This is a genomic window from Actibacterium ureilyticum, from assembly GCF_002285435.1.
GTDB classification, from domain to species: Bacteria; Pseudomonadota; Alphaproteobacteria; order Rhodobacterales; family Rhodobacteraceae; genus Actibacterium_C; species Actibacterium_C ureilyticum.
The window spans coordinates 213,389-238,047 of record NZ_NSBT01000018.1 but is presented as its reverse complement, the minus strand read 5'-3'; the positions used below and the strand labels follow the sequence as shown (position 1 = coordinate 238,047).

The following is a 24,659-nucleotide window of genomic DNA, read 5'->3' as shown; positions in this document are numbered from 1 at the left end:
CCCGGTCGGGCCTTGTCGCGTTCACAGGATTCAACAGACCCGAAAGTGGGAAACAGACATGGCCAATTCGCCCCAGGCAAAGAAACGCGCCCGCCAGAACGAGCGGCGCTTCGCAATCAACAAAGCACGCCGTTCGCGCATCCGCACCTATCTGCGCAAAGTCGAAGAAGCGATCGCATCCGGTGACAAGGACGCGGCATCCACCGCCCTGCGCCAGGCACAGCCCGAGCTGATGCGCGGCGTCACCAAAGGTGTCATGCACAAGAACACCGCGTCGCGTAAGATGTCCCGCCTGTCGGCGCGGGTCAAAGCGCTGGGCTGAAAATTAAGCCTTTGATAACCAGATTCGGGGCGCGTTCGCAGGGACGCGCCCTTTGTCTTTTTCCGGCACGGTGTTGCACAAACTCCCCCCTCTCGGCGGCAGGAAATCGCCTTTTCGGATTCGGTTTCAGATTCATCAGAGTCAAGCTCGAAGATCAGTTGCGCCGCCGCCAGACGGGTTGCTAGCTTCGGTCCTGCGATTCACATCGTCTTGGGGGGACATGGTCGGAGCACCCTCGCATCTGCAAATCAAAGTTGTCATTTCCTGACTGGTGGCGACGAAAGACAAAGCGGGTGGGCTCTGGGTGTCGAGGCAGTTTGCAAAGTGGGGCTTTGCCAACGACCTAGGTACCGCGGATTGGTCGGCATCTTCGGATGCCGTGTCTGTCGATCCATCATGTCCATATGGACCGCGTATAGCGGATGCGACCGATCAGCGGCGGCGGCCGGCTGAGGGGTCGGGTTTGTTTACGTGGATGCACGCCTGTCGTGCCGTTACCTGCGCGTTTTGCGCAGCGTGATGTCTGTTGTCCAAGCATGCGAACGCGGGGATGCGGCCGGGATCGCGGCATCCTCTGGGTCGATAACGAGCTGGAACGGGCAAACAGGGCATGACGGAAGAGCGATGGGGACAGGTATGCGAAGCGCTGGAAAAGGCAATCGGGAAGAACAACTACGTCACGTGGATCAAGCCCTTGAAATTCAAGGCATTGCGTAACGGCGTGGCGCATTTCCAGGTTCCCACCACCTTTGTCGGGGATTGGGTCTCGCGGAATTTCGGCGAAACCATCATCCATCACATGGGCAAGGACGGCGAGCCGGTCGACCGGCTGGAATTCAATGTCGTGGCCGAAAGCCAAAGCCGCGCTGCCAGCAATGGCGCCGCTAAGCCCGCTGCCGCCCGTCCGTCGGATAACGGCACCCGCCTGAATGACGAAGACCTGCCCGGCGCGCCCATCGACGCGCGTTTCACATTCGACAGCTTCGTTGTCGGCAAGCCCAACGAGCTGGCCCATGCCGCCGCGCGCCGCGTGGCCGAGGGCGGCCCTGTCACGTTCAACCCGCTGTTCCTGTATGGCGGTGTGGGCCTGGGCAAGACCCACCTGATGCACGCCATCGCTTGGGAGCTGCGCAACCGCTCGCCCGAGCTGCGCGTGGTCTATGTCTCGGCCGAGCAGTTCATGTACCGCTTCATCCAGGCGCTGCGCGAACGCGACACGATCGGCTTCAAGGAGCTGTTCCGCTCTGTCGATGTGCTGATGGTCGATGATGTGCAGTTCATCGCCGGCAAGGACAGCACGCAGGACGAGTTCTTTCACACCTTCAACGCGCTGGTGGACCAGAACAAGCAGATCATCATTTCCGCCGACCGCGCGCCCGGCGAGATCAAGGATCTGGAAGATCGGATCAAAAGCCGCCTGCAATGCGGGTTGGTCGTCGACCTGCACCCGACCGATTACGAATTGCGGCTGGGTATCCTTCAGCAGAAGGTCGAACAGTATCGGGCGCAATACCCCGACCTGAACCTGGCGCCGGGGGTGCTGGAATTCCTGGCGCACCGGATTTCGACCAATGTGCGGGTGCTCGAAGGGGCGCTGACCCGGCTTTTCGCCTTCGCCTCGCTTGTCGGGCGCGAGATCACGCTAGACCTGACCCAGGATTGTCTGGCCGATGTGCTGCGCGCCAGCGACCGCAAGGTCACGGTCGAAGAGATCCAGCGCAAGGTCAGCGAACATTACAACATGCGCCTGTCCGACATGATCGGCCCGCGCCGTCACCGCACCATCGCGCGGCCGCGGCAGATGGCGATGTACCTGGCCAAGCAGCTGACCTCGCGCAGCCTGCCCGAGATCGGACGCCGCTTTGGCGGGCGCGATCACACCACGGTCATGCACGCGGTCAAACGCATCGACGAATTGCGCGCGGTCGATAATCAGATCGCCGAAGATCTGGAACTCTTGCGCCGCATGCTCGAAGCCTGATTCCATCGCGGGGCGTCAGGCCTTGACGCCCCTGTGAAACCGTCCGAAAGTCCAGAAAAGTATTGTGCCGGAACAAAAAACCGCTAGGTTTTGCGTCCCGGCATCATGGGGGACGATGGGATGAAAATCAGCATTGAACGCGCCACGCTACTCAAGGCCGTCGGCCAGGCACAATCGGTCGTCGAACGGCGCAACACCATCCCGATCCTTGCCAATGTGCTGATCGAGGCCGATGGCGACACCGTCAGCTTCCGCGCGACCGACCTGGATATCGAGGTCGTCGACAAGGTCAACGCCATGATCGAACGGCCCGGCGCCACCACCGTATCGGCGGTCACCCTGCACGAGATCGTGCGCAAGCTGCCCGACGGGGCGCTGGTCGTGCTGACCGATGGCGCGGCCACGGGCCGGCTGACGGTCGAGGCCGGGCGCTCGAACTTTTCGCTGGCCACGCTGCCACGCGAGGATTTCCCGGTGATGGCGAGCTCGGAATATTCCTCGAACTTCTCGGCCCCTGCGCCGGTGCTGCGGCGGCTGTTCGACAAGTCGAAATTCGCGATCTCGACCGAGGAGACGCGGTATTACCTGAACGGCGTCTATATGCATGTGGCCACGGGCGAGGGCGGTCAGGTGCTGCGCTGTGTCGCGACCGATGGCCACCGGCTGGCCCGTATCGACGCGCCGCTGCCGCAGGGGGCCGAAACCATGCCGGGCGTGATCGTTCCGCGCAAGACGGTGGGCGAGCTGCGCAAGCTGCTGGACGATGACGACACGCAGATCGCCGTGTCGGTCAGCGAAACAAAGGTACGGTTCGCCACGCCCGAGATCACCCTGACATCCAAGGTGATCGACGGGTCCTTCCCCGATTACACCCGCGTCATCCCGCAGGGCAACACCCGCAAGCTGGAGGTCGACGCCGCCGAATTCGCCCGCGCCGTGGACCGTGTGGCAACCGTTTCGTCGGAACGCTCACGCGCGGTGAAGCTGGCGCTGGACGAGGACCGGATGGTCCTGTCGGTCAACGCCCCCGATGCGGGCGCGGCCGAGGAAGAGCTGGCCGTCGCCTATGGCGACGAAAAGCTGGAGATCGGCTTCAACGCGAAATACCTGCTGGAGATCGCCAGCCAGGTCGACCGCGAGAATGCGGTGTTCCTGTTCAACTCGTCCGGCGACCCGACCCTGATGCGCGAAGGCAATGATGAAAGCGCGGTCTATGTCGTGATGCCGATGCGCGTCTGATTTCTTGCCTTCGGCGAGAGTATTTTTCCCAAGAAGAAGGCCATGCGATGCCCCGGCTGGCCGTCACTGAACTGACCCTGTCGCATTTCCGGTCGCACCGGATGGCGCGGCTGTCGCTGGACGGGCGGCCGGTGGCGATTTACGGGGCCAATGGCGCGGGCAAGACCAATATCCTGGAGGCGGTGTCGTTGTTGTCACCCGGGCGCGGGTTGCGGATGGCGGCCGCGGACGAGATCGCGCGGCGGCCCGAGCATCTGGGCTGGAAGGTGCGCGCGGTGGTTGAGAGCCTGCATCAGGTGCACGAGCTGGAAACCGGCGCCGAACCGGGGGCGGCGCGCGTGGTGCGCATCGATGGTAAATCCGCGACGCAGGTGGCGCTTGGGCGGATCACGCGGGTGATCTGGCTGATCCCGGCGATGGACCGGCTGTGGATCGAGGCGGCCGAGGGGCGGCGGCGGTTTCTGGACCGGGTCGTGCTGAGTTTCGAGCCCGGTCATGCCGAGGCGGTTCTGACCTATGAAAAGCTGATGCGGCAGCGTAACCGGTTGTTGAAGGACCAGGTGAGCGATGCAGGTTGGTACGATGCGCTGGAATCGCAGATGGCCGATGCCGGCGCCCAGATCCAAGCCAACCGGCACGCTGCGCTGGACCGGATCGGGGCGGCCCAAGCGGACGCCGAGACCGCTTTTCCGGCCGCCGATCTGTCGTTGATCGCCCAAGACGAGGCCGATTGGGTGGATGCAGACAGCCTGCGCCAGGCATTGGGCGATGGCCGCCGCCGGGACCTGGCCGCCGGGCGCACGCTGGTCGGGCCGCATCGCAGCGATCTGGGCGCAGTCTATGCCGAGAAGGGCGTGGCGGCGCGGCAATGTTCGACGGGCGAGCAGAAGGCGTTGCTGGTGTCGCTGATCCTGGCCAATGCGCGGGCGCTGCGGGACGATTTCGGCGCGCCGCCGCTGTTGTTGCTGGACGAGGTTTCGGCCCATCTGGATGCCGACCGCCGCGCGGCGCTGTATGACGAATTGATCGCCGTGGGCGCGCAGGCCTGGCTGACCGGAACGGGCGCCGAGCTGTTCCAGACGCTTGCCGGGCGCGCGCAATTCGTCGAGGTCAGCGAGGAGGCGGGCGAAAGCCGTATCCACATGCGGGACGGCGGCTAGCCCATGAAATTACGCTTGCGCCAGGGTTTCGCCGGAATTACAAGCCCCGAGGTACGCCGCTGTAGCTCAGCTGGTAGAGCACGTCATTCGTAATGATGGGGTCGGGGGTTCGAGTCCCTTCAGCGGCACCACTTTCCGGTCAATTCGCCCAAGCCGCCATCTTGCGGTCGATGGTCTTGCGCGACACGCCCAGGCGGCGGGCGGCTTCGGCGCGGTTGCCGTCGCACAGGTCCAGCACATGCAGGATGTGGCGCTGCGTGACCAGATCGAGGTTCTCGATCGCCTGAGTGCCCGTCACCGCCCCGCTGCCGGCGAATTCGTCCGGGAAAGCGCCCAGGATGACCGAGCGTTCGATCAGGTTCTTCAACTCGCGCACATTGCCCGGCCAGTCATAGCGGCGCAGTTTCAGCAGCGTTTCCTCGTCCAGATCCAGTGACGGCATGCCCAGCGTGGTGGCAAACTGGTCCATGAAAAGTGCCGCCAATTCGACGATATCTTCGGACCGGTCGCGCAGCGGCGGCATCTCGACCGTCACCACGTTGATCCGGTGGTACAGATCGGCGCGGAAGCGTCCCTCGGCCACGGCCTGATTCAGATCGGCGTTTGTGGCAAAGAGAAACCGCAGGTTCAGGGGGATCTCGCGCTCGGCGCCGACGGGGCGGACACGCTTGTCCTCGAGCACGCGCAGCAGCGCGGCCTGAAGCTGGTCGGGCATCTGTGTGACCTCGTCCAGCAGGAGCGTGCCGCCATCGGCCAGCAGCAGCAGACCCGGCTTCAGGCGGTCGTTTTCCTCGACCACGCCGAACAGTTCGGCCGCGATCCGGTCCGAGGCCACAGCGGCGCAGTTCATCGCGACAAAGGGCCGTTGCGCGCGATCTGACAGCTGATGCAGGTGGCGCGCGGCCAGTTCCTTGCCCGTGCCGCTTTCGCCGGTGAACAAAACCGGCGTGGGCAGCGGCGCCAGCTTGTCCAGCATGGTGCGCACGGTGCCCAGCGCCTGAGACGTGCCCAGAAGCTGGCCCTTGGCGCGGTCGGCCAACAGCTCGCGCCGCAGCAGCGTGTTGTCCCGGCGCAGGTATTTGCGGTCCAGCGTGCGGGCGACAGCGCCCAGGATCTGGTTGGCGCGAAACGGCTTCAGCACGAAATCGCTGACCCCTGCGCGCAACGCGGCAATTGCGGTTTCCAGATCGGCATAGGCGGTGATCAGGATCGTATCGGCGAAATACCCCTTGCGCCGCTGTTGCGTGACCCAATCCAGCCCGGTCAGTCCCGGCATGATATTGTCCAGGATCACCAGATCGAAATGCGCCTCGTCGAGTTTTTGCGAGGCCTCGGCGGGCGAGGCCGCCTGTTCCACACGCTTGACCCGCGGTTGCAGGATCTTGGTCAGGAAATTGCGCATCCCCGGTTCGTCATCGACCACCAGGATCGACGCGCCGGACAGCGTGCCGCCATACTCGTCAGCTGTGTTCATCGTTGCCCTGTCAATCCGCACCGGCGTTCAGTCCAGCCGGACATTCGCACCGCTATGCACCTCGGATGACGAAAACCCGGCCTGTCCCAGTGCATACCACGCCCCGGTGGCAATCACGACCATGGCGGCAAATCCCATCAACATCGCTTTCATACCCGCCTATTCCTTTTTTGTAGCCTGTTTCAGATAGTCGATCAGATCGGCCCGGTCATCGGTCCCGCGAATGACCTGCATTGGCATTTTCGAGCCGGGGATATAGTGATCGGGGCCTTGGTCGAACAACGCATTCACCGTGTCGGCGTTCCAGACGATATCCGCATCCCGCAGCGTCGGCGAATAGGGATAGTCCGGCACCGTACCCGCGCGCCGCCCGAACAGCCCGTGCAGCGTCGGTCCCGCCTTGCGCGAGGGCGCAGGGTCGAGCGCGTGACAGATCGAGCATTTGCGCATGAACTGCCGCTCGCCATTCGACATCGTATCCGCCGCGCGCAGGAAAGACCGCTCGCCGTCGATGGCCGGGTCGAACTTATCCAGTATGGCGACGGGCCAGGCATAGGCCACGTCGTCCAAACCGCCAGCATAGATCACCTGCCCGTCGGGCGAAAACGCCAGCGCCCAGACCGGACCGGCGCGCGTGGCATGGAAATCGCGAGTGATGCGCCAGTCATGTGTGTCGACCATCATGATGTAACCCTGCCCGTCGCCCACGGCCAGTTGTGCGGTCTCGGCGTGATAGGCCATCGACAGGATAGGCCGGCGGTCCAGCGTGAAATCCGCGATCTGGGCGCCGGTTTCAGGGTCGATCACCCGCGTGCCGCCATCGACCGCGCCATAGGCGATCCACTCGTCGGTGACGATCAACTCATTGATTCCGAAACCATGTGTGGCAACAAGGCGGCTATTCAGCGCTCCGCTCTGCCCTTCCCATGCGCGAATGGTCCCATCGGACGAGGCAGAAAAAAGCTCACCGGCCGGTGCGAACGCGACGGCGTTGACACCGGATTTGTGGCCGAGCAACTCTTCGGTGATGAAATCTACTGGCGGCGCGCCGATGGTTTGAAGAAGCTGAACGACCCGCATCAGGTGAATGCTGCCATCCCAACTCGCCGAAGCGATCTGTTCTGAGGTGGAATTCACAGCGACATCGCTGATTTTGCCCTTATGCCGTGTGATCAAGATCGGTTGTTCCAATTCGGGATGCTGCAAAACAACACGGAAATCATCGCCGCCAGACAAAACCAAATCCTTTTCGGGCATCGCCAGGCACGTAACCGCCGCGTCGTGCCCTTCCAGCCATCGTGGCGTCCGCCCGTCCCACAGCCCCACGGAATTGTCGAAACTGGCGGTGGCGACCTGGCCTGTGGGCGACACGGCGATATCCATGATCGGCCCGCCGTGGCCCTTGAGCGTGGTGAACTCCTGCGCCGCAACCGCGCCGGCGCAGAGCCAGATCAGGATCGCCAGCGCGCTGCGCATGGGGCTACTCCGCCGGGGTGGCCGCTTTGGGGGCCTCGGCCTCTTTCGCCTTCACCTCGTCCAGCCACAGCGAATGGTGCTGATGCGCCCAGACCTCGTCGACCTCGCCCGTGCCCATGGCGTCGAACGCACCCTCCATCCCGATGGTGCCGATATAGATATGGGCGATGATGATCGCCATCAGCACGAAACCCACGATGGCATGCCACAGCTGCGCCAGCTGCATTTCCTCTTGCGGGGCCAGTGCCACCGGCAGCGGGTCCATCCCCAGAAGCGCCGGGACCCCCAGATCGTTCAGGTGACCGAAGCTGGCCGCGAACAGCGGCAGCTGGAACGGAAACAGCAGCGACAGCCCCGAGACCGAAATCGATGCCCCCAACAGGATCACGGACCAGAAGATGATCTTCTGCCCGCCGTTGAACTTCTTCGCGGGCGGGTGCTTGTTGCCGATGATGCCGCCCGCCTGTGCAAACCATGTCAGGTCGGTGCGGTTGGGGATGTTGTGGCGCACCCACAGCACCAGCACCAGAACCAGCCCGACGATAAAGGCCCAGGCGACGTTGTTGTGGATGAATTTCGACGCGGTGAGCAGGGTCGCGTTCAGCTCCTTGCCCAGATGCGGCGCGATGAACATGCGTCCGAACAGCGTCAGAAGCCCGGTCAGCGCCAACAGGACAAAGGACCCCGCCAGCAGCCAATGCGCGAAGCGCTCGAACGCTTCGAACCGGGTCACGGTGCGGCCCGACGGTGTACCGTCCAGCCGGATCCGGCCGCGCAGCAGATAGAACAGCAGCAACGCGCCGATGGTCCCCAGCAGCAGCCAGCCGCCATAGGTCGCCAGCGGTCCCTTGCGGAAATGGTACCAGCGCATCCCGCCATCCTGGACCAGCACCTTGGCCACGTCGTCGCCGGTGCTGACCGACACGTCGGCCTTGTTGAAGCGCAGCGCGCGCCACAGTTCGGGGTCCGACGCGCCGCCCAGCGGCCCCAGGCCCGGGGCGCTTGTGGCATCGCCGCCGATATTGTCGGAACGGAACCGTTCATCGACCTTTTCGCCACGCTGGCGGCGCAGGATGTCTTCCAGCGTCTGCGCCCCGCCGGTGGCGGAACGGTCGATTTGCGGTGAAACAGTCTCTTGCGCGGGGGCGGTCACCGGCGCGGCCAACAGGATGACGGTCAAAAGGACCAGCAGATGGCGGATCATGCGGGGGATCTCCGTGCAGGGTGTGACATCAGGTGCGCGCCACGCGGGGCCGCGCGAAACGGGCAGGGCGGATCGGACCGCCCTGCCCCGGACGGCGCCTAGCCGCCCTTCTGGTCATAGGCCGTGCCCCAGCCCCAGGCACCCGAACCGAAGCCGCGCGCGACGACACGCTCGCGATAGATCGCGGACACAACGTCGCCGTCACCGGCCAGCAGCGCCTTGGTCGAACACATCTCGGCGCAGATGGGCAGCTTGCCCTCGGCGATCCGGTTGCGGCCGTATTTGGCGAACTCTTCGGTCGAGTTGTTCTCCTCGGGGCCACCGGCGCAGAAGGTGCATTTGTCCATCTTGCCGCGGGATCCGAAATTGCCCGCCTGCGGATATTGCGGCGCGCCGAAGGGGCACGCATAGAAGCAATAGCCGCAGCCGATGCACAGATCCTTGGAGTGCAGGACGACGCCTTCTTCGTTCTGATAGAAGCAGTCGACCGGGCACACCGCCATGCAGGGCGCGTCCGAACAATGCATGCACGCGACCGAGATCGACCGCTCGCCCGGCTTGCCGTCCTGGATCGTCACCACACGGCGGCGGTTGATGCCCCAGGGGACCTCGTGCTCGTTCTTGCAGGCCGTGACACAGGCGTTGCATTCGATGCAGCGCTCGGCGTCGCAGAGAAATTTTGCTCTAGCCATTCTCTTTCCTCCTTACGCTGGCATGATCTTGCACAGGGTACACTTGGTCTCCTGCATCTGGGTGACCGAGTCGTAGCCATAGGTCTGGGCGGTGTTGGTGCTTTCGCCCAGGACATACGGATCGGACCCGTCGGGATATTTCGACCTGAGGTCTTCGCCCTGGAAATGGCCGCCGAAGTGGAAGGGCATAAAGGCCACGCCCTCGCCCACCCGTTCGGTCACCATCGCCATGACCTTGACCTTGCCGCCCTCGGGACCTTCGACCCAGCATTGCGCGCCGTCGCGCACACCCAGGTTGTTGGCATCCCGCGGGTTGATCTCGATGAACATGTCCTGTTGCAGCTCGGCCAGCCACGGGTTGGACCGGGTTTCATCCCCGCCCCCCTCGTATTCGACCAGACGCCCCGAGGTCAGGATGATCGGATAATCCTTGCTGAAATCCTGTTTCTGGATCGAGGCATACATCGTCGGCAGACGATAGAATTTCCGGTCCTCATAGGTCGGGTAATCCGCCACCAGGTCGCGCCGGTTGGTGTAAAGCGGCTCGCGGTGGACCGGTATCGGATCGGGGAAGGTCCACACGACCGCCCGCGCCTTGGCATTGCCAAAGGGCGCACAGCCATGCTTGATCGCCACCCGCTGGATACCGCCCGACAGGTCGGTTTTCCAGTTCACCTTGGCCACCTTGTCGTCATAATCCGACGGGAAGGGCGACATGCCGGCCTCGCCGACCTCTTTGGTATAGTCGGCAAAGCCATCCACACCCGCCGCCTTGGCGATAAAGGCCTGCTCCCACGGTTCCAGATCGGTGTGCCACCCCAGATCCTTGAGCATCTGATAGGTGAACTCGGGATACCCGTCCTCGATCTCGGACCCGGCCGAATAAACCCCTTCGGCCAGCAGGTTGTCGCCATCGCGTTCCACCCCGAAACGGGCGCGGAAGGTCAGGCCGCCTTCGGCCACCGGTTTCGACATGTCATAGAGGTTGGGCGTGCCGGGATGGTTCATCTCGGGCGTGCCCCAGCACGGCCATGGCAGACCATAGTAATCGCCATCGGCCGGGCCGCCCACCGCCTGCAACGTCGTGCGGTCGAACGTGTGCTGGTTGGCCATGTGCAGCTTCAGCCGCTCCGGGCTTTGCCCGGTATAGCCGACGGTCCACATGCCGGTGTTGATCTCGCGCAGCGTGTCCTCGATATTCGGGGTCACGCCATCGTCTTCGATCGCAATGTTGCGGAACAGCCGGTCGTGAAAGCCGAACTTCTGCGCGAAAAGGCCGATGATCTCGTGATCGGGCTTGCTTTCGAACAGCGGATCGACCACCTGCTCGCGCCACTGGATCGACCGGTTCGACGCGGTGACAGAGCCATGGGTTTCGAACTGCGTCGCCGCCGGCAACAGGTAAACCCCGTCGGTCCGGTCATGCAGCACCGCGGAAACGGTGGGATAGGGGTCGATTACGACCATCATGTCCAGCATTTCCATGGCCTTCTTCATCTCGACCATGCGGGTTTGCGAGTTCGGCGCGTGCCCCCACAGGACCATCGCCCGCACCTTGTCGGGGTTGTCCGTGTTTGCGGGGTCTTCCAGCACGCCGTCGATCCAGCGGCTGACCGGGATGCCGGTCAGGTTCTGAAGCGACTTTTCCTTGCCATCGGCGCCGGTGGTCTTGGCGAACCGTCCGGCCAGCCATTCGGGATCCTCGCCCCAGACGCGTGCCCAGTGGCCCCAGGCCCCGGCGGTCAGACCGTAGTAACCCGGCAGCGTGTGGCTCAGAACGCCCAGGTCGGTTGCGCCCTGCACGTTGTCGTGGCCACGGAAGATGTTGGTGCCACCCCCCGATGTGCCCATGTTGCCCAGCGCCAGCTGCAGCACGCAATAGGCACGGGTGTTGTTGTTGCCATTGGTGTGCTGGGTGCCGCCCATGCACCAGATCACGGTGCCGGGACGGTTGTTGGCCATGGTGCGCGCCACGCGGCGCAGCTGCGAACCGGGGGTGCCGGTCACACGCTCGACCTCCTCGGGCGTCCATTTGGCGACCTCTTCGCGGATCTGGTCCATGCCCCAAACGCGGGTGCGGATGAACTCCTTGTCCTCCCACCCGTTTTCGAAGATGTGCCACAGAATACCCCAGACCAGCGCCACATCGCTGCCCGGGCGGAAACGGACATATTCATCCGCATGGGCCGCGGTGCGCGTGAAACGCGGGTCGCAGACGATCAGCGGCGCGTTGTTCTGCTCTTTCGCGCGCAGGACATGCAACAGGCTGACGGGATGCGCCTCGGCCGGGTTGCCGCCGATGATGAAGATGGCCTTGGAATTGTGGATGTCGTTATACGAATTGGTCATGGCGCCATAGCCCCATGTATTCGCAACGCCCGCCACGGTGGTCGAGTGGCAGATCCGCGCCTGGTGATCCACGTTGTTCGTGCCCCAATAGGCCGCGAATTTGCGGAACAGATAGGCCTGTTCGTTATTGTGCTTGGCGCTGCCCAGCCAATAGACGCTGTCCGGGCCGCTTTCGTCCCGGATCTTCATCATACCGTCGCCGATCTCGTTGATCGCCTGTTCCCAGCTGATGCGCTTCCACTCGCCACCCTCTTTCTTCATCGGGTATTTCAGGCGGCGTTCGCCATGGGCGTGTTCGCGCACCGATGCGCCCTTGGCGCAATGGGCGCCCAGGTTGAACGGGCTGTCCCAGCCGGGCTCTTGCCCGACCCAGACGCCATCGGACACCTCGGCCACCACGGTGCACCCCACCGAACAATGGGTGCAAACGGATTTCTTCAGCTCGATTGCGCCGGTTGCGGCACCGGCGGCCTTGGCTTGGGTCACGGTTCCGCCGGTTGCGGCAATCGCCGCCAGGCCCCCGATCGCCAGACCGGATCCGCGCAAAAACGCCCGCCGGTCAACCGAGGTTTTGCCCACCTCGGACAGGATACTTGTCCGCTGGGGGCGTCGCGCAACCCCGTTGGTCTTTTTCCTCAACATGTTTCTCTCTCCCTTGCGCGCTGCACGTCGCGTGCGGCTGGCTTGGTTGTGCTCATGGCCTGTCAGGCGGTCGGGCGTCACGCAACCGGTTGCCTTTGGCCGGTATTACAAGGACCGGGATCACCCCGGACCCTGTCCTTCGCTCAGAATTTCGCCGAGGCGAAATAGGCCCGCGTATGCGCGGTGTCCTGCATCCGGTCCGATGCCGGATCGGGTTCGGCCGCATCGGCCCGGGACCCGCTGACCGTGACCGCCACTGCCGCTGCGGGCGCTGCCGTTCCGGCCAGTTTCAGGAACTCCCGGCGCGAGGCGCCTTCGTCAGTCTTCATGCTGCTGTCTCCTTTCGTTTTGTGACGGTTGCCCGCCGCTGCAATTCGTAAATTCCGCGCCCCGGTCAGTCCGAGATCATGCGAAACGCTTCGGCCTCGATCTCCATGAAGACACGCCCCACCGTGCCGACCGGCGCGTAGAAGACCGAATTCTTGGCCCCCTCCAGATCGGTGAAGAAATGGCTGGCCCACGGCCCGATATGCCGGTTGAAGAACGTCTTTTGCGCCGCCAGATCGGCCGGAGTGCCAAAGCGGCCAACGATCAGCGCACCCATCATCTCCAGCAGGCTGGCGATGTTGTCCTCGGGCTCGAACACGGTCTCGGCCCGCGCCAGCCCCTGCGCCGCCATATCCTGCCGCAACAGGGCCAGCGGCTTTTCGTTCAGAAACCCGGTCAGGTAATAGCTGGCATAGGGCAGAAGCTCGCCCCGCCCCAAGCCGATGAACAGCCTGTTGAACTCGCTTTCGACCGATTTCGGCTTGGTGATCCGCGCCAGTTTCGACAGCGCGCCAACGGCCTGACCCAGCGGCGTTTCGTCCCCCGACAGCCCCGCGGTCTGGTCCAGCATCATCTGATCGGGCGGCGCCGACAGGATCACCCCCAGATAATTGTAAAGATCCGCACGCAGGCGGTCCTCGTCAGGGATCTGTGGCTGAGTGGCGATGTTCATCACGCTCCTCTCTCGGGGTCGAAATGGAACTGCATCCGGCGCTTTTGCGCTGGAAGAGTGACGTATTCCTCGTCGAATTCCGGTATTGGCGCCGCATCGGTGGCCGCAACCGGCGGGGCGGGCTGCAATGCCACGGGCTCGACCGGCTCAGTGGATTCATCGACCGGGTCCGGCGCGGGATCTTCGGCCAGTTCGGCGATCCGGGTGATCATCCCCTTGCCCACCTGATAGACGGTTTGCAGGTTTTCGACCACGGTCGCGCTGTCGGTGAAATCCTCGCCATATTCGACCAGCCCGTCGACATTGGCCAGCACCGGATTCAGGCGCCACAATTGCCGCAGCGCGCGGGTCTTCAGCCGGTTGGGCAGGGCGGCGCGCAGGAATTCCTGAACCTGCTCGGGATGTTCCAGCGCCTCGGGCGCGGGCAGCCCGGCCTCGGCCAGCAATTCGGCATCGTCGCGTGCCTCCAGCGCCTCTTGCTCTTGGGCGGCAAGTGTGGCGGTGTCGGCCTCTGCCGCGGCGCGGGCCTCTGCCTCGACCGCGGATTTGCGGCGTGACCAGAAATCGGACCGGCTCATTGCAGACGCCTCCGCTTCAACCCGGGCGAGGCATAGATATCCGCCGCCTTGCCGATGCGCGGGTCGCCGATGCCATCCTGAACCAGGTCGATCCGCTTCTTGTCGCGCCTGCGCTTCACGAAGGCCTCTTCCTGATGGTATTCCTCGACGAAGTCGCGCACCCACGCCACCAGCCCGTGTGGCATCGGCACCTTTTCCACGATCTCTTCGCCGCTGTCGGTGTAATCCTGCGCCTCATAGGGCGAGGCGGTGGCCAGAAGCACCTCGATCGGCAAATCGCCCTCGGCCTCGCGCATGACGACATAGAGGCTGGGGATCTCTGCCGTCAGCCCATGCAGATAGGCCTCGGTCTCGGCGCCGTGCAGTTCCAGCGTCACGGTCGCGGCGTGGTATTCCACGGCATCGCCCTCTCGGCGCAGCACATGCCAATGCGCGGGGCCAGCCCCGGGCAGCACGGCCGTCGCGGACCAGTGCCAGCGCACCCATCGCGTGACGCCGGGTGCCTTCTTCAGGACAATTCCAACCGGCATCGTGCGATACATGTTCGGATTGTGGATCAAACCGAAAAACCTCCCGCCCCCAGCTTGGTCCGTGGGGCGCACGGGGCAAAGGGATTTCTGCGCAATCGCCGTCACTTGGCCCGATGCCGGACAATTTGGGCAGGCCACAGGGGGGTCGGCGGGCCGTAAGGTCGAAATGTCTAACCCGATCATTTCTGTCGGTATTTTCACGCCACCGCGAAAACCGAATCACCCGCCGCGTTTTCGGCCAGCCGGTCGGGAACCCGCGCGGCCCGCCCATCGGAAAACCGGTTGTGAGCCTGGGCGAATCATGTCTAGCATTTTGCAAAACGGGGGCACCGTTGGGCCGAAGAAACACCATGATCGGCGGGAAGGAACACATGGCTAAGCACCTGATTTTATGCGATTGTCTGGGCAGTCAGAGCCTGGATGCGGCGGGGCTGTCCCAAGCCACAGGTCTGGATGTCGCCCCGGTCTGTTCGGCGCTTTGCACCACCCAGATCAACCGCGCCGCCGCCGCCTTGACGCAGGGTGATTCACTTTTTTGCTGCACCCAGGAAGCCCGCGTGTTCGAGGCCCTGGCCGACGATCTGGAGCTGCCCGCACCGGCGACGCTGGACCTGCGCGACCGGGCGGGATGGACCGCCGATACCGCGCCGACCTTGCCCAAAATGTCCGCCTTGGTGGCCGAGGCGCTGCTGCCTGCCGATGCCGGGAAATCCATCGACGTGGTCTCGCAGGGGCTGTGCCTGATCATGGGGCCCGCGCCCGTCGCGTTGCAGGCCGCACAGGCGCTGCAGGATCATCTGGGCGTTACCGTCCTGCTTGATGCGGCCGACGATCTGCCCGACAGCCGCGACTTCGACGTGATGATCGGCAGGCTGCGCCGCGCGCAGGGCGCGTTGGGTGGCTTTGCCGTCACCATCGACGCGCTGCAACAGGTCGAGCCGGGCGGGCGGGGCGCGTTCACCCTGACGCCACCGCGCGATGGCGGCGTGTCGGAATGCGACGTGATCCTGGACCTGCGCGGGACCGATCCGCTGTTTCCAGCCCCGGAAAAGCGCGAGGGGTATCTGCGCGCCGATCCCGGCCACCCGCCTGCGGTGTCCGCCGCGATTCTGGCGGCATCGCATTTGGTCGGCACGTTCGAAAAGCCGCTTTACGTGCGGACCGAACCGCTGCTTTGCGCCCACAGCCGTGCCGAACAGACCGGCTGCACCCGCTGTCTGGACCTGTGTCCCACCGGGGCAATTGTGCCGGGCGGGGACCATGTGGTCGTCGACCCGATGATCTGTGCCGGGTGCGGGGCCTGTTCGGCGGCCTGTCCGTCGGGGGCGATTTCCTATGACGCGCCGGCGGTCGACCTGACCATGCGGCGCATACAGACGCTGGCCAGCGCTTTTCTAAACGCCGGCGGCACCGCGCCGCGGCTTCTGGCCCATGATGCGCATGGGGCCGAGATGATCCGCCTGAGCGCCCGGCATGGGCGCGGGCTGCCCGCCGATGTGATCCCGCTGGAGCTGCCCGCCATCGGCGCCTTTGGCCACGCCGAGGCTGTCGCGGCACTGGCTGCCGGGTTTGCATCGGTGTCGATCCTGCCGGGTCCGGGCGCGGATTTGGGCGGGTTAGAGACACAAATCGCCCTGGCCCAAGCCATCGGCGGGGCCGATACCGTCACGCTGCTGGACCTGTCGGACCCCGATGCTTTGTCGGACCGCCTGTTTGACGAAACCGCGCCCGCGCCCCTGACCACGCCGGTCCGGCCCATGGGCACGCGGCGCCAGATCACGCGCCAGGCCGCGCGCGCGCTGCATCCGGGGATCGACGCGCTGGACCTGCCCGCCGGTGCCCCCTATGGCGCGGTGCTGGTCGATACCGATGCCTGCACGCTCTGCCTGTCTTGTGTGTCGCTTTGCCCCTCAGGCGCGTTGGGCGACAACCCGGACGCGCCGCAGCTGAGATTCCAGGAGGACGCCTGCCTGCAATGCGGGCTCTGCGCCAATATCTGCCCCGAGGATGCGATCACCTATGCCCCCCGGCTGGACCTGACCGATGCCGCGCTGACCCAGCGCGTCCTGCACGAGGAGGAGCCCTTTGCCTGTATCGAATGCGGTGCGCTGTTCGGGGTCAAATCCACCATCGACCGCATCACCGAAAAGCTGTCGGCCCATGCGATGTTCGCGGGCGGTGACAAGATCAAGATGATCCAGATGTGCGACAATTGCCGCGTCAACGCGCAGTTCCATTCCGACGACAACCCCTTCGCCGGGGGCGAGCGCCCGCGCCCGCGCACGACCGAAGATTACCTGTCGAAGCGCCGGGATCACTGATGCTGCAAGGGCGCCCCAAGATCTGCCGCCTGCATCACGGCGACATAGGCCAGCACCGCATCGACCTGATCCAACGTCAGCTCGATCGGGACGATGGGCGGCGGGCTTTCCTGCGGGAAAGGCGGCGTGACATCGGTGATCTGGGTAAAGGCCGCATGCGGTTTCAGGGCGTAAAAGGCACTGAACCGTGCCTCCCAATCCGTCAGGCTGCGCAGCACCGCAAAGCTGGGGGTCGAGCCGATGCCCGCCATGCCCGGCCCGGGATCGACGACATGACAGCGCGCGCAACTGTCCCGCGCGACCTGTTGTCCGATCACCGCGTCGCCATCCATCTGCGCGGGCGCGGTTGCGGTCGCAACACGGTCGGGCGGTGCGAACAGCGCCTGTCCGCCCGGCGCAAACCCCAAGATTGTGCGCTGGCCAACATCGGACCGCAGCCATGTGTCAAACCGCGCGCTGCCCGTGTGATCGCGGTCGCGCAGCGACAGGTGCCAGGTCTGCCCAAGCCCCTGGAACAGCGGGCGCCCCGCATCCCCCAGAACCACATCCGCCTGCTGCGGCACTGGGTCCAGCACCACACGGATTTGCGTTTTCAGCGAAAAGCGCGGCAGGATATGCTGGAACAGGCCGGTCTCGATCAGGCTGTCGGGGGCGTGCAGACGCACCAGCCGCTCGTCGGCCTGACCGGCCATCGGCACAATGGCCCACAGCAGAGCCATGAACAATCTGCGCAATCCTCCCATCGTGTCAGCCTAGGGGCCGCGACGGGCGCGCGTCAATAATCCTTGAAGGAGGCGAAAATGAGCGACGATTTCAACATGTCGATGCGGAAATTCCTGAAGCAGGTCGGCGTGACCTCGCAGCAGGCCATCGAAGAGGCGATGCGCAATGGCGGCAAACCCGGCGAGACCTACGCGGTCAAGGCGGTGATCACCATCGACGCGCTGGACCTGACGCATGAGGTCACCGGCACCATCCAGGGCGGCGCGTGACCCCCGTGAGCGTGACAAGGGAACAGGTGCTAGCGGTCCTGAAAACGGTGACCGATCCGGTCGCCGGGGGCGATATCATGGCCAGCGGCGTGGTCCGCGCGTTGCAGGTGGATGGCGGGGCGGTGCGCTTTGTCATGGAAATCCCGCCGCAGCACGCCGATGCGTTTTCGGCCGTCAAAAGCGCGGCGGAACAGGCTCTGTCCCGGCTGGATGGGGTTGAAACCGTGTCCATCGTGATGACCGGCCACACCGAAAAAGCCCCGCCCGAGCTGCGCCCGAAACGGCCCGCGCAGCCCACGGGCCCGCAAAAGATCCCCGGCGTCGACCGGATCGTCGCGATTGCCAGTGGCAAGGGCGGCGTGGGTAAATCCGCGGTGTCCGCCAACCTGGCCTGCGCGCTGGCGCAACAGGGGCGGCGCGTGGGGCTGCTGGATGCCGATGTCTACGGCCCGTCGCAGCCGCGGATGCTGGGCGTTTCGGGCCGCCCGGCCAGCCCGGATGGCAAGACGATCCTGCCGATGCGCAACCACGGCGTCACCATGATGTCGATCGGGCTGATGACGAACGAGGATCAGGCCGTGATCTGGCGTGGCCCGATGCTGATGGGGGCGCTGCAACAGATGATGATGCAGGTCCAATGGGGCGCGCTGGATGTTCTGCTGGTCGACCTGCCCCCCGGCACCGGCGATGTGCAGATGACGCTGGCACAAAAGGCCCAGGTCGATGGCGCGATCATCGTGTCGACCCCGCAGGACGTGGCGCTGCTGGATGCGCGCAAGGGGATCGACATGTTCAAACAGCTGAACGTGCCGCTGCTGGGCATGATCGAAAACATGTCGACGCATATTTGTTCCAATTGCGGGCACGAGGAACATGTCTTTGGACATGGCGGCGTCGCGCGCGAGGCCGAGAAGCTGGGCGTTCCGCTGCTGGCCGAGGTGCCGCTGGACCTGCAGGTGCGGCTGGCCGCCGATGGCGGCGCCCCGATCACCGTCAGCGCCCCCGACAGCCCACAGGCGCAGGTGTTTCAGAAGATCGCCGCCGATCTGGTCGCCCGGGGCGCGGCATGACCGACACGTTGACATTGCCGCCGCTGATGTGGGGCGAAGCCGCGCCGGGCGATGCCGTCGAACATGCCTGTATGCGGGCGATCATGGGCTGTGACGCTGGATTGGTGACGCATTCCATCCGCGCCGACAGGGTTCAGGGCGCCCTTGTCTTCGCGCCCGAGGTCCCGCTGGCGCAGGCCATGGCGATGCTTCCGGTCTGTGGCGTGGGGCTGCAAAATGCCTTGGGCGCGCTGGCCCCGCCCGAGGTCGCGGTGCATCTGGGCTGGGATGGTGGCATCCGTGTGAATGGGGCCGCCTGCGGGCGGTTCCGGGTGCTGGCCGCTGGCACCGATCCCGCGGCGGTGCCCGATTGGCTGGTGGTGGGGTTCACGCTGCCGCTGCTGCCCGCCAGCGCCGATACCGGCGCGACCCCCGACCAGACCGCACTTTACGCCGAGGGCTGCGCCGATGTCGCGCCCGACACGCTGATCGAGGCCTGGGCGCGTCACAGCCTGCATTGGATCGCCCGGTGGGAACAGGACGGCCCGCGCGCCCTGCATGCCGAATGGCGCGGGCTGGTGCATGGGATCGGCGATGCGGTTGCCCGCGACGGGTTCAGCGGTACTTTCATGGGTGTGGACGAGGATTTCGGGATGCTGCTGCGCGACGATGCGGGCGAAACACATCTGATCGCGCTTACGACCCTTTTGGAGGACGCCCCATGAACCTGGCCCGTGCCATCCATTTCGACGAAAGCGATCAGCGCGTCTATGCCAGCCCCGCGCGCACATCCGAATGGTGCATATCGGGCGGGTTCGAGTTTTCGAACTGGACCGAGGGCGATTTGACCGGCAAGGCGCGGCAGGCCTTTGCCAATGGCTGGCTGGGGCTGGAAACCGGCGGGCGCGTGACATTCGTGGCCGTCACACAGGTCGAACCGGCGGAGCTAGAGGCGCTGACCCGCGCGCTGGCCCAGCATTTCGTGACCTATTATGGCGCCCCGTCGGTCGAGGCCGCCCTGCCCGTCGCGCAGGAGGAAATCGCGCAGATGGTCGAGTTGTGCGCCGATCACGATCCCAACACCCTGCTGACCGTGGCGCGTGAACTGACCGAGGCCGGCGTGAAAGAGGCGTTTCGCGTGATCCAACCCCAGGATGCGGGGTTGGACCAATTCGCGATACACGGGTCGTTAGACGACTGATCCGCCCGTTTTCAGGCGGATCAGTGAAGTTTTATTCGGGCTTCGCGTTGAACACGAACAAGGTCTCGCCATTGATCTGATAGCTGTCGATCAATTCCTTGGCGCGGTCCGAGACCAGCCAATCCTCCAACTTCTGGGCCAGATCGGTTTTGACGTGGCTGTGCAGCGCGGGGTTCACCGGCAGATAGGCGTATTGGTTGAAAAGCACCGGATCGCCGGAATAAAGCAGCGCCAGATCGCCCTTGTTGCCGAAATTCAGCCAGCTGGCCCGGTCCGACAAGATATAGGCGTTCATCCCCGACGCGGTGTTCAACGCCGCGCCCATCCCGGCGCCGACGGCCTTGTACCAGTCGCCGAACGCGGCGGGCTCCAACCCGGCGGCGACCCACAGGCTCAGTTCCTTCTTGTGGGTGCCGCTGTCATCGCCCCGGCTGACGAAAGGCGCCTGAGCCGTGGCGATCTTTTGCAGCGACGCGGCGGCGCTGTCGGCCCCGGCAATCGCGGCGGGGTCCGCCGACGGGCCGATAAAGACGAAATCGTTATACATGATCTCGCGCCGGTGGGTGCCGAACCCCTCGGCGACGAACACCTCCTCGGCCGCCTTGGAATGCACCAGGATCGCATCCACATCGCCCGCGCGGCCCAGTTTCAGCGCCTGCCCGGTGCCGACGACCAGCAACTGCACCTCCAGATCCAGGTCCTTCATGATTTCGGGCAACAGCACCTCGGCCAGCCCAGAATTGTGAAATGAGGTGGTGACCGCCATTTTCATGACATCCGCCGCCAGTGCCGCCTGCGCGAAACACAGGGCCGCGATGCCGATCAGGAATTTCCGTATCATTCGACAATATCTCCCTTCAGGAATGCCCGCGCCTGTTCGGTGCGGGGGGTTTCAAAGAATTCGGCCGCCGGGCCGGATTCGTGGACTTGTCCGCGCAACAAAAACACCACCTGATCGGCCAGACGCCGCGCCTGTCCCATGTCATGGGTCGACAGGATCAGCCGCGTGCCGGCGGCTTTGGCATCGGTCAGGATCTGTTCGATCTCGCGCATCGCGCTGCCATCCAGCGCGGTGCAGGGTTCATCCAGAAACAGCAACTTGGGCTGGCCGATCAGCGCGCGCGCCAGGGCAAGCTTCTGCTGCTCGCCGCCCGACAGAACCGGCGCGGCCCGGTCCAGCATATCGCCCAGCCCCACCCGTTCGGCCCAGTCGCGCGCCTGTGCCCGGGCCTGGGCGCGGGATGTGCCGCGGATGATCAGCGGATAGGCGATGTTGTCCAGAACCGACCGGCGCAGCATCACCGGGCGCTGGAACACAAAGGCCTGTGCGCGCCGGGCCTTAGCCATCGGGCAGGCCCAGTCGATCGTGCCTGACGACAGCCGAGCCGCCCCATGAAGCAGGCGTAACAGGGTCGTTTTTCCCGATCCGTTGGGCCCGATCACCACACAGGCGCCATTACCCGAAAGCGTCAGATCGACGGGCCCGACCAGCACCTTGCCCCGGCGCCGCGTCGTGGCGCCCCGGACGGTCAGGGGGAACAGATCGCTCACCACCGGCCCTCCCGTTCTGTCCGGCTGAGCCAGTGGATCGCCAGGTTCACCGCCACCGCCAGCCCGATCAGCACAAAGCCCAGCGCCAGTGCCAGCGCGAAATCGCCCTTGCCGGTTTCCAGCGCGATGGCGGTCGTCAGGACACGTGTGGCATGGTCGATATTGCCGCCTACGATCATGATCGCTCCGACCTCGCCAATCGCACGGCCGAACCCGGCCAGCGCGGCGGTCAGAAGGGCGCGGCGTGTGTCCCACAGCAGCGTGCGGATCTTCTGCCACTGGGTCACGTTCATCGAAATCAGCAGGTCATGGTAGTCCTGCCACAGATCGCGCAGCGACTGGTGCGCGATGCTGGCAATCAGCGGCACGATGATGATGACCTGCGCGATGATCATCGCGGTGGGGGTGAACAGCAGCCCCAGCACCCCGAACGGCCCCGCGCGCGACAGCATCACGTAAACCACCAGACCGACCACCACCGGCGGCAAGCCCATCAGCGCGTTCAGGATGGCGATGATCACCCGCCGCCAGCGGAACCGGCGCACCGCCAGCAGCGCGGCCAGCGGCATCGCGATGGCCGAGGCGACGACCAGCGCGCTGAGCGTCACCCGCAAGGACCGCGCGGCGATTTCCACAAGCTCGGGATCGAATGTCGCGACCAGCCACAGCGCCTGTGCCAGCCCGTCCCACAGATCGGTCATGCGCCGATGAACCTCCCCCTCTTCGACCCGACCAAAGCATGCGCGCCCGCCGCGTGCCACCGGATTTCCGGGCGATTTCGCATATTTGGGCAGGTTGTCCCGCCGATCCGGCCCACGGCGTTCCGGGCGGGACAGAATGTCCGCGCGGCGGCGGGGCTTGGCATCGGGACGGTGGGGGCGCTAGGCTGTGGCGCACCGGTCCTGCAGGGAGGTCCGCCGATGACAACCGTTCGCCTGCGCCTGCTGGTTCTGGCGCTTGCCCCGCTGGTTCTGTTGATGCCGCTTCTGTTGTTGCTGGGCATGACGCGCTGGACCTCGGATTATGACAAGGTGTTGATCGCCAATGTCGAAAGCGATCTGCGGATCGCCGAACAATACCTGGCCCGGATCATGACCGCGACCGGCGACGAGTTGAAGGGCGTCGCGGAATCGGCCGAATTCGCACAGGTCCTGGGCGAGGACCGCAATGCCGAAACCGCCTTTTTCCGCCGGAAGAGAGATGAATTGGCGCTGGATTTCCTGTATTACCTGCCCGAAGAGAACGCGATCGAGGACGCGGCGCGCTGGCCGGTGATCGCAACCGCGCTGAACGGGCGGTCCGACACCCAGATCGACATTTTCGCGGCGGGCGATCTGGCGCGGTTTCCCGGCGATCTGGCGGGGCGCGCGCGGATTGACCTGATCGACACCGAAGCCGCCGTGCCCAGCGCGCGCATGGCCGAGGATCGCGGCATGGTCGTGCATGCGGCCAGCCCTGTTCACCTGGCGGGGCAAGAGGGGGTGTTGGTCGGCGGCATCCTGTTGAACCGCAATCTGGATTTCATCGATACGATCAACGCGCTGGTCTATCTGAACGCCGTCACCGGCGGCGACCGACAGGGCACCGCGACGCTGTTTCTGGACGATGTGCGCGTGTCGACCAACGTGCGCCTGTTCGAGGATGTGCGCGCCCTGGGCACCCGTGTGTCGGCGGTGGTCCGTGGCGCGGTTCTGGGCGACGGGAAAACCTGGCTGGACCGGGCTTTCGTGGTGAACGACTGGTATATCTCGGGCTATCTGCCGCTGACCGACAGTTACGGCGAACGTGTGGGGATGCTTTACGTGGGTTTCCTCGAGGCGCCATTTACGGCGGCGAAACGGTCGGCCTATCTGTGGATGATGGCGGCGTTTGCGGCGGTTCTGGCGCTGTCCGGACCGGTGTTCCTGTGGCTGGCCAAGGGGATTTTCGCCCCGCTGGAGCGCATGACCCAGACCATGCGCCGGGTCGGGCAGGGGGACCTGTCGGCGCGCAACGCGCTGACCGGCGCGCGGGACGAGATCGGCCAGGTCGCCGCGCATCTGGACGACCTGCTGGACCAGGTGCAGGACCGCGACCGCCGGTTGCGAGCCTGGGCGGACGAGCTGAACCAGCGGGTCGAGGAACGCACAGCCGAGCTGCGCGAGGCGAACGAGAAGCTGGAAAGCACCTATCGCCAATTGGTGATGAGCGAAAAGCTGGCCTCGATCGGGGAAATCACCGCCGGCGTCGCGCACGAGATCAACAACCCCGTCGCGGTCATCCAGGGCAATGTCGATGTGATCCGCGAAACCCTGGGCGCGGATGCCGCGCCGCTTCAGACCGAATTGAACCTGATCGACCAACAGGTCACGCGGATTTCGGCCATCGTGGGCAAGCTGTTGAAATTCGCCCGCCCGTCCGAATTCTCGGGCTATGACGAGACCGTCGCGCTGGCCCCGGTGGTCAGTGATTGCCTTGTGCTGGTCGAACATGTGCTGGCCAAGGGCGATATTCAGGTCGACACCCATATCGAACCTGTGCCCGCCGTGCGCATCGACCCCGGCGAGATGCAGCAGGTGGTGATCAACCTGATCGTCAACGCGGTACAGGCGATGGGCGATGCCGGGCGGCTGGATCTGACCCTGCGGCCAGAAGGGCGTGAGGGGCGCGAGGGTGTCTGCCTGAGCCTGCGCGATACCGGGCCGGGCATTCCCACCGACAAGCTGGACACGGTGTTCGATCCGTTCTTTACCACCAAGCTGGGCGAGGGGACGGGGCTGGGCCTGTCGATCTCGCAAAGCCTGATCCAGCGGGCGGGCGGGATCATCACCGCCCGCAATGCCGATGGCGGCGGGGCAGAGTTCCGGATCTGGTTGCCCGCCGCCGATCAGGCGCGTTTTACCGCGCAATAGGGACTGT

24 protein-coding genes and 1 tRNA gene are annotated in these 24,659 nt (G+C 64.9%); 11 read left to right on the top strand and 14 right to left on the bottom strand.

The window, feature by feature from the left end:
* Positions 1-58 precede the first annotated feature (58 nt).
* The 5 genes from rpsT (at position 59) to CLM60_RS04000 (ending at position 4,833) form a co-directional block, all read left to right on the top strand.
* Positions 59-322 carry a 30S ribosomal protein S20 gene (gene rpsT, locus CLM60_RS04020; protein ID WP_095587871.1) on the top strand — a complete coding sequence of 88 codons (264 nt, stop codon included), beginning with the start codon at positions 59-61 and terminating at the stop codon, positions 320-322.
* Positions 323-932: 610 nt separating this feature from the next.
* Positions 933-2,303, top strand: coding sequence for a chromosomal replication initiator protein DnaA (dnaA, locus tag CLM60_RS04015; RefSeq protein WP_095587870.1), 1,371 nt, complete (start codon positions 933-935; stop codon positions 2,301-2,303).
* 120 nt (positions 2,304-2,423) lie between these two features.
* The gene (gene dnaN, locus CLM60_RS04010) at positions 2,424-3,542 is read left to right on the top strand and encodes a DNA polymerase III subunit beta (RefSeq protein ID WP_095588019.1); all 1,119 of its coding nucleotides are present in this window, start codon (positions 2,424-2,426) and stop codon (positions 3,540-3,542) included.
* 47 nt (positions 3,543-3,589) lie between these two features.
* The gene (gene recF, locus CLM60_RS04005) at positions 3,590-4,702 is read left to right on the top strand and encodes a DNA replication/repair protein RecF (protein WP_095587869.1); all 1,113 of its coding nucleotides are present in this window, start codon (positions 3,590-3,592) and stop codon (positions 4,700-4,702) included.
* A gap of 55 nt (positions 4,703-4,757) precedes the next feature.
* Positions 4,758-4,833, top strand: a tRNA-Thr gene (locus tag CLM60_RS04000).
* Positions 4,834-4,841: 8 nt separating this feature from the next.
* On the opposite strand, the gene CLM60_RS03995 is transcribed toward CLM60_RS04000, so the two are convergent.
* The 10 genes from CLM60_RS03995 to CLM60_RS03955 form a co-directional block, all read right to left on the bottom strand.
* Complete coding sequence (locus CLM60_RS03995) at positions 4,842-6,176, bottom strand: sigma-54-dependent transcriptional regulator (RefSeq protein WP_095587868.1); 1,335 nt, start codon at positions 6,174-6,176, stop codon at positions 4,842-4,844.
* Between the two features lie 27 nt (positions 6,177-6,203).
* Positions 6,204-6,329, bottom strand: coding sequence for a hypothetical protein (locus tag CLM60_RS21305; protein ID WP_281256657.1), 126 nt, complete (start codon positions 6,327-6,329; stop codon positions 6,204-6,206).
* Positions 6,330-6,335: 6 nt separating this feature from the next.
* Complete coding sequence (locus CLM60_RS03990) at positions 6,336-7,652, bottom strand: c-type cytochrome (RefSeq protein ID WP_095587867.1); 1,317 nt, start codon at positions 7,650-7,652, stop codon at positions 6,336-6,338.
* 4 nt (positions 7,653-7,656) lie between these two features.
* Positions 7,657-8,856, bottom strand: a complete 1,200-nt coding sequence (locus CLM60_RS03985; RefSeq protein WP_095587866.1) for a formate dehydrogenase subunit gamma — start codon at positions 8,854-8,856, stop codon at positions 7,657-7,659.
* Between the two features lie 98 nt (positions 8,857-8,954).
* Positions 8,955-9,548 (bottom strand): formate dehydrogenase FDH3 subunit beta, encoded by a 594-nt coding sequence (gene fdh3B, locus CLM60_RS03980; RefSeq protein ID WP_036556167.1) that lies wholly within the window; start codon positions 9,546-9,548, stop codon positions 8,955-8,957.
* A gap of 12 nt (positions 9,549-9,560) precedes the next feature.
* Complete coding sequence (locus tag CLM60_RS03975) at positions 9,561-12,539, bottom strand: formate dehydrogenase subunit alpha (RefSeq protein WP_095587865.1); 2,979 nt, start codon at positions 12,537-12,539, stop codon at positions 9,561-9,563.
* 143 nt (positions 12,540-12,682) lie between these two features.
* Positions 12,683-12,868, bottom strand: coding sequence for a twin-arginine translocation signal domain-containing protein (locus CLM60_RS03970; protein ID WP_095587864.1), 186 nt, complete (start codon positions 12,866-12,868; stop codon positions 12,683-12,685).
* A 65-nt stretch (positions 12,869-12,933) separates the two neighbouring features.
* Entirely contained in the window at positions 12,934-13,539 is a 606-nt protein-coding gene (locus CLM60_RS03965; RefSeq protein WP_095587863.1) for a TorD/DmsD family molecular chaperone, read from the bottom strand.
* Entirely contained in the window at positions 13,539-14,117 is a 579-nt protein-coding gene (locus CLM60_RS21060; RefSeq protein ID WP_095587862.1) for a DUF3306 domain-containing protein, read from the bottom strand. Before CLM60_RS21060 ends, CLM60_RS03965 begins: the two co-directional genes overlap by 1 nt.
* Positions 14,114-14,647: a DUF3305 domain-containing protein gene (locus CLM60_RS03955; RefSeq protein WP_095588018.1), complete on the bottom strand. Its 534-nt coding sequence runs from the start codon at positions 14,645-14,647 to the stop codon at positions 14,114-14,116. Before CLM60_RS03955 ends, CLM60_RS21060 begins: the two co-directional genes overlap by 4 nt.
* Positions 14,648-15,018: 371 nt before the next feature.
* Here CLM60_RS03955 and CLM60_RS03950 point away from each other — a divergent pair, with 371 nt between their 5' ends.
* Positions 15,019-16,968, top strand: coding sequence for a 4Fe-4S binding protein (locus tag CLM60_RS03950; RefSeq protein WP_095588017.1), 1,950 nt, complete (start codon positions 15,019-15,021; stop codon positions 16,966-16,968).
* Here the strand turns inward: CLM60_RS03950 and CLM60_RS03945 are convergent.
* The gene (locus CLM60_RS03945) at positions 16,962-17,687 is read right to left on the bottom strand and encodes a c-type cytochrome (protein WP_095587861.1); all 726 of its coding nucleotides are present in this window, start codon (positions 17,685-17,687) and stop codon (positions 16,962-16,964) included. The two genes, CLM60_RS03950 and CLM60_RS03945, sit on opposite strands and share 7 nt — an antisense overlap.
* 81 nt (positions 17,688-17,768) lie before the next feature.
* Here CLM60_RS03945 and CLM60_RS03940 point away from each other — a divergent pair, with 81 nt between their 5' ends.
* The 4 genes from CLM60_RS03940 to CLM60_RS03925 are packed head-to-tail and all read left to right on the top strand — an operon-like array spanning position 17,769 to position 20,210.
* Positions 17,769-17,960, top strand: coding sequence for a DUF6494 family protein (locus CLM60_RS03940; RefSeq protein WP_095587860.1), 192 nt, complete (start codon positions 17,769-17,771; stop codon positions 17,958-17,960).
* A gap of 5 nt (positions 17,961-17,965) precedes the next feature.
* Positions 17,966-19,030, top strand: coding sequence for an Mrp/NBP35 family ATP-binding protein (locus CLM60_RS03935; protein WP_095588016.1), 1,065 nt, complete (start codon positions 17,966-17,968; stop codon positions 19,028-19,030).
* Positions 19,027-19,734 (top strand): biotin/lipoate--protein ligase family protein, encoded by a 708-nt coding sequence (locus CLM60_RS03930; protein WP_095587859.1) that lies wholly within the window; start codon positions 19,027-19,029, stop codon positions 19,732-19,734. The genes CLM60_RS03935 and CLM60_RS03930 overlap by 4 nt, the downstream gene beginning before the upstream one ends.
* The gene (locus CLM60_RS03925) at positions 19,731-20,210 is read left to right on the top strand and encodes a DUF6505 family protein (protein WP_095587858.1); all 480 of its coding nucleotides are present in this window, start codon (positions 19,731-19,733) and stop codon (positions 20,208-20,210) included. The genes CLM60_RS03930 and CLM60_RS03925 overlap by 4 nt, the downstream gene beginning before the upstream one ends.
* Positions 20,211-20,241: 31 nt before the next feature.
* Here CLM60_RS03925 and CLM60_RS03920 read toward each other — a convergent pair whose 3' ends face one another.
* The 3 genes from CLM60_RS03920 to CLM60_RS03910 are packed head-to-tail and all read right to left on the bottom strand — an operon-like array spanning position 20,242 to position 22,462.
* Positions 20,242-21,051, bottom strand: a complete 810-nt coding sequence (locus CLM60_RS03920; protein WP_095587857.1) for an ABC transporter substrate-binding protein — start codon at positions 21,049-21,051, stop codon at positions 20,242-20,244.
* The gene (locus tag CLM60_RS03915) at positions 21,048-21,761 is read right to left on the bottom strand and encodes an ATP-binding cassette domain-containing protein (protein ID WP_176473778.1); all 714 of its coding nucleotides are present in this window, start codon (positions 21,759-21,761) and stop codon (positions 21,048-21,050) included. Before CLM60_RS03915 ends, CLM60_RS03920 begins: the two co-directional genes overlap by 4 nt.
* Positions 21,758-22,462 (bottom strand): ABC transporter permease, encoded by a 705-nt coding sequence (locus CLM60_RS03910; RefSeq protein WP_095587856.1) that lies wholly within the window; start codon positions 22,460-22,462, stop codon positions 21,758-21,760. Before CLM60_RS03910 ends, CLM60_RS03915 begins: the two co-directional genes overlap by 4 nt.
* Positions 22,463-22,681: 219 nt before the next feature.
* On the opposite strand from CLM60_RS03910, the gene CLM60_RS03905 reads away from it, so the two are divergent.
* Positions 22,682-24,652: a sensor histidine kinase gene (locus CLM60_RS03905; protein WP_095587855.1), complete on the top strand. Its 1,971-nt coding sequence runs from the start codon at positions 22,682-22,684 to the stop codon at positions 24,650-24,652.
* Positions 24,653-24,659: the final 7 nt, after the last annotated feature.

What these genes read in the sequence shown, in the direction of transcription:
- rpsT (WP_095587871.1), top strand. Translation starts at nt 59, where the DNA reads ATGGCCAATTCGCCCCAGGCAAAGAAACGCGCCCGCCAGAACGAGCGG.
- CLM60_RS03955 (WP_095588018.1), bottom strand. Translation starts at nt 14,647, where the DNA reads ATGCCGGTTGGAATTGTCCTGAAGAAGGCACCCGGCGTCACGCGATGG.
- CLM60_RS03975 (WP_095587865.1), bottom strand. Translation starts at nt 12,539, where the DNA reads ATGTTGAGGAAAAAGACCAACGGGGTTGCGCGACGCCCCCAGCGGACA.
- CLM60_RS21305 (WP_281256657.1), bottom strand. Translation starts at nt 6,329, where the DNA reads ATGAAAGCGATGTTGATGGGATTTGCCGCCATGGTCGTGATTGCCACC.
- dnaA (WP_095587870.1), top strand. Translation starts at nt 933, where the DNA reads ATGACGGAAGAGCGATGGGGACAGGTATGCGAAGCGCTGGAAAAGGCA.
- recF (WP_095587869.1), top strand. Translation starts at nt 3,590, where the DNA reads ATGCCCCGGCTGGCCGTCACTGAACTGACCCTGTCGCATTTCCGGTCG.
- CLM60_RS03970 (WP_095587864.1), bottom strand. Translation starts at nt 12,868, where the DNA reads ATGAAGACTGACGAAGGCGCCTCGCGCCGGGAGTTCCTGAAACTGGCC.
- CLM60_RS03940 (WP_095587860.1), top strand. Translation starts at nt 17,769, where the DNA reads ATGAGCGACGATTTCAACATGTCGATGCGGAAATTCCTGAAGCAGGTC.
- dnaN (WP_095588019.1), top strand. Translation starts at nt 2,424, where the DNA reads ATGAAAATCAGCATTGAACGCGCCACGCTACTCAAGGCCGTCGGCCAG.
- CLM60_RS03990 (WP_095587867.1), bottom strand. Translation starts at nt 7,652, where the DNA reads ATGCGCAGCGCGCTGGCGATCCTGATCTGGCTCTGCGCCGGCGCGGTT.
- CLM60_RS03985 (WP_095587866.1), bottom strand. Translation starts at nt 8,856, where the DNA reads ATGATCCGCCATCTGCTGGTCCTTTTGACCGTCATCCTGTTGGCCGCG.
- CLM60_RS03925 (WP_095587858.1), top strand. Translation starts at nt 19,731, where the DNA reads ATGAACCTGGCCCGTGCCATCCATTTCGACGAAAGCGATCAGCGCGTC.
- CLM60_RS21060 (WP_095587862.1), bottom strand. Translation starts at nt 14,117, where the DNA reads ATGAGCCGGTCCGATTTCTGGTCACGCCGCAAATCCGCGGTCGAGGCA.
- CLM60_RS03945 (WP_095587861.1), bottom strand. Translation starts at nt 17,687, where the DNA reads ATGGCTCTGCTGTGGGCCATTGTGCCGATGGCCGGTCAGGCCGACGAG.
- CLM60_RS03910 (WP_095587856.1), bottom strand. Translation starts at nt 22,462, where the DNA reads ATGACCGATCTGTGGGACGGGCTGGCACAGGCGCTGTGGCTGGTCGCG.
- CLM60_RS03965 (WP_095587863.1), bottom strand. Translation starts at nt 13,539, where the DNA reads ATGAACATCGCCACTCAGCCACAGATCCCTGACGAGGACCGCCTGCGT.
- CLM60_RS03995 (WP_095587868.1), bottom strand. Translation starts at nt 6,176, where the DNA reads ATGAACACAGCTGACGAGTATGGCGGCACGCTGTCCGGCGCGTCGATC.
- CLM60_RS03920 (WP_095587857.1), bottom strand. Translation starts at nt 21,051, where the DNA reads ATGATACGGAAATTCCTGATCGGCATCGCGGCCCTGTGTTTCGCGCAG.
- CLM60_RS03930 (WP_095587859.1), top strand. Translation starts at nt 19,027, where the DNA reads ATGACCGACACGTTGACATTGCCGCCGCTGATGTGGGGCGAAGCCGCG.
- fdh3B (WP_036556167.1), bottom strand. Translation starts at nt 9,548, where the DNA reads ATGGCTAGAGCAAAATTTCTCTGCGACGCCGAGCGCTGCATCGAATGC.
- CLM60_RS03905 (WP_095587855.1), top strand. Translation starts at nt 22,682, where the DNA reads ATGACAACCGTTCGCCTGCGCCTGCTGGTTCTGGCGCTTGCCCCGCTG.
- CLM60_RS03950 (WP_095588017.1), top strand. Translation starts at nt 15,019, where the DNA reads ATGGCTAAGCACCTGATTTTATGCGATTGTCTGGGCAGTCAGAGCCTG.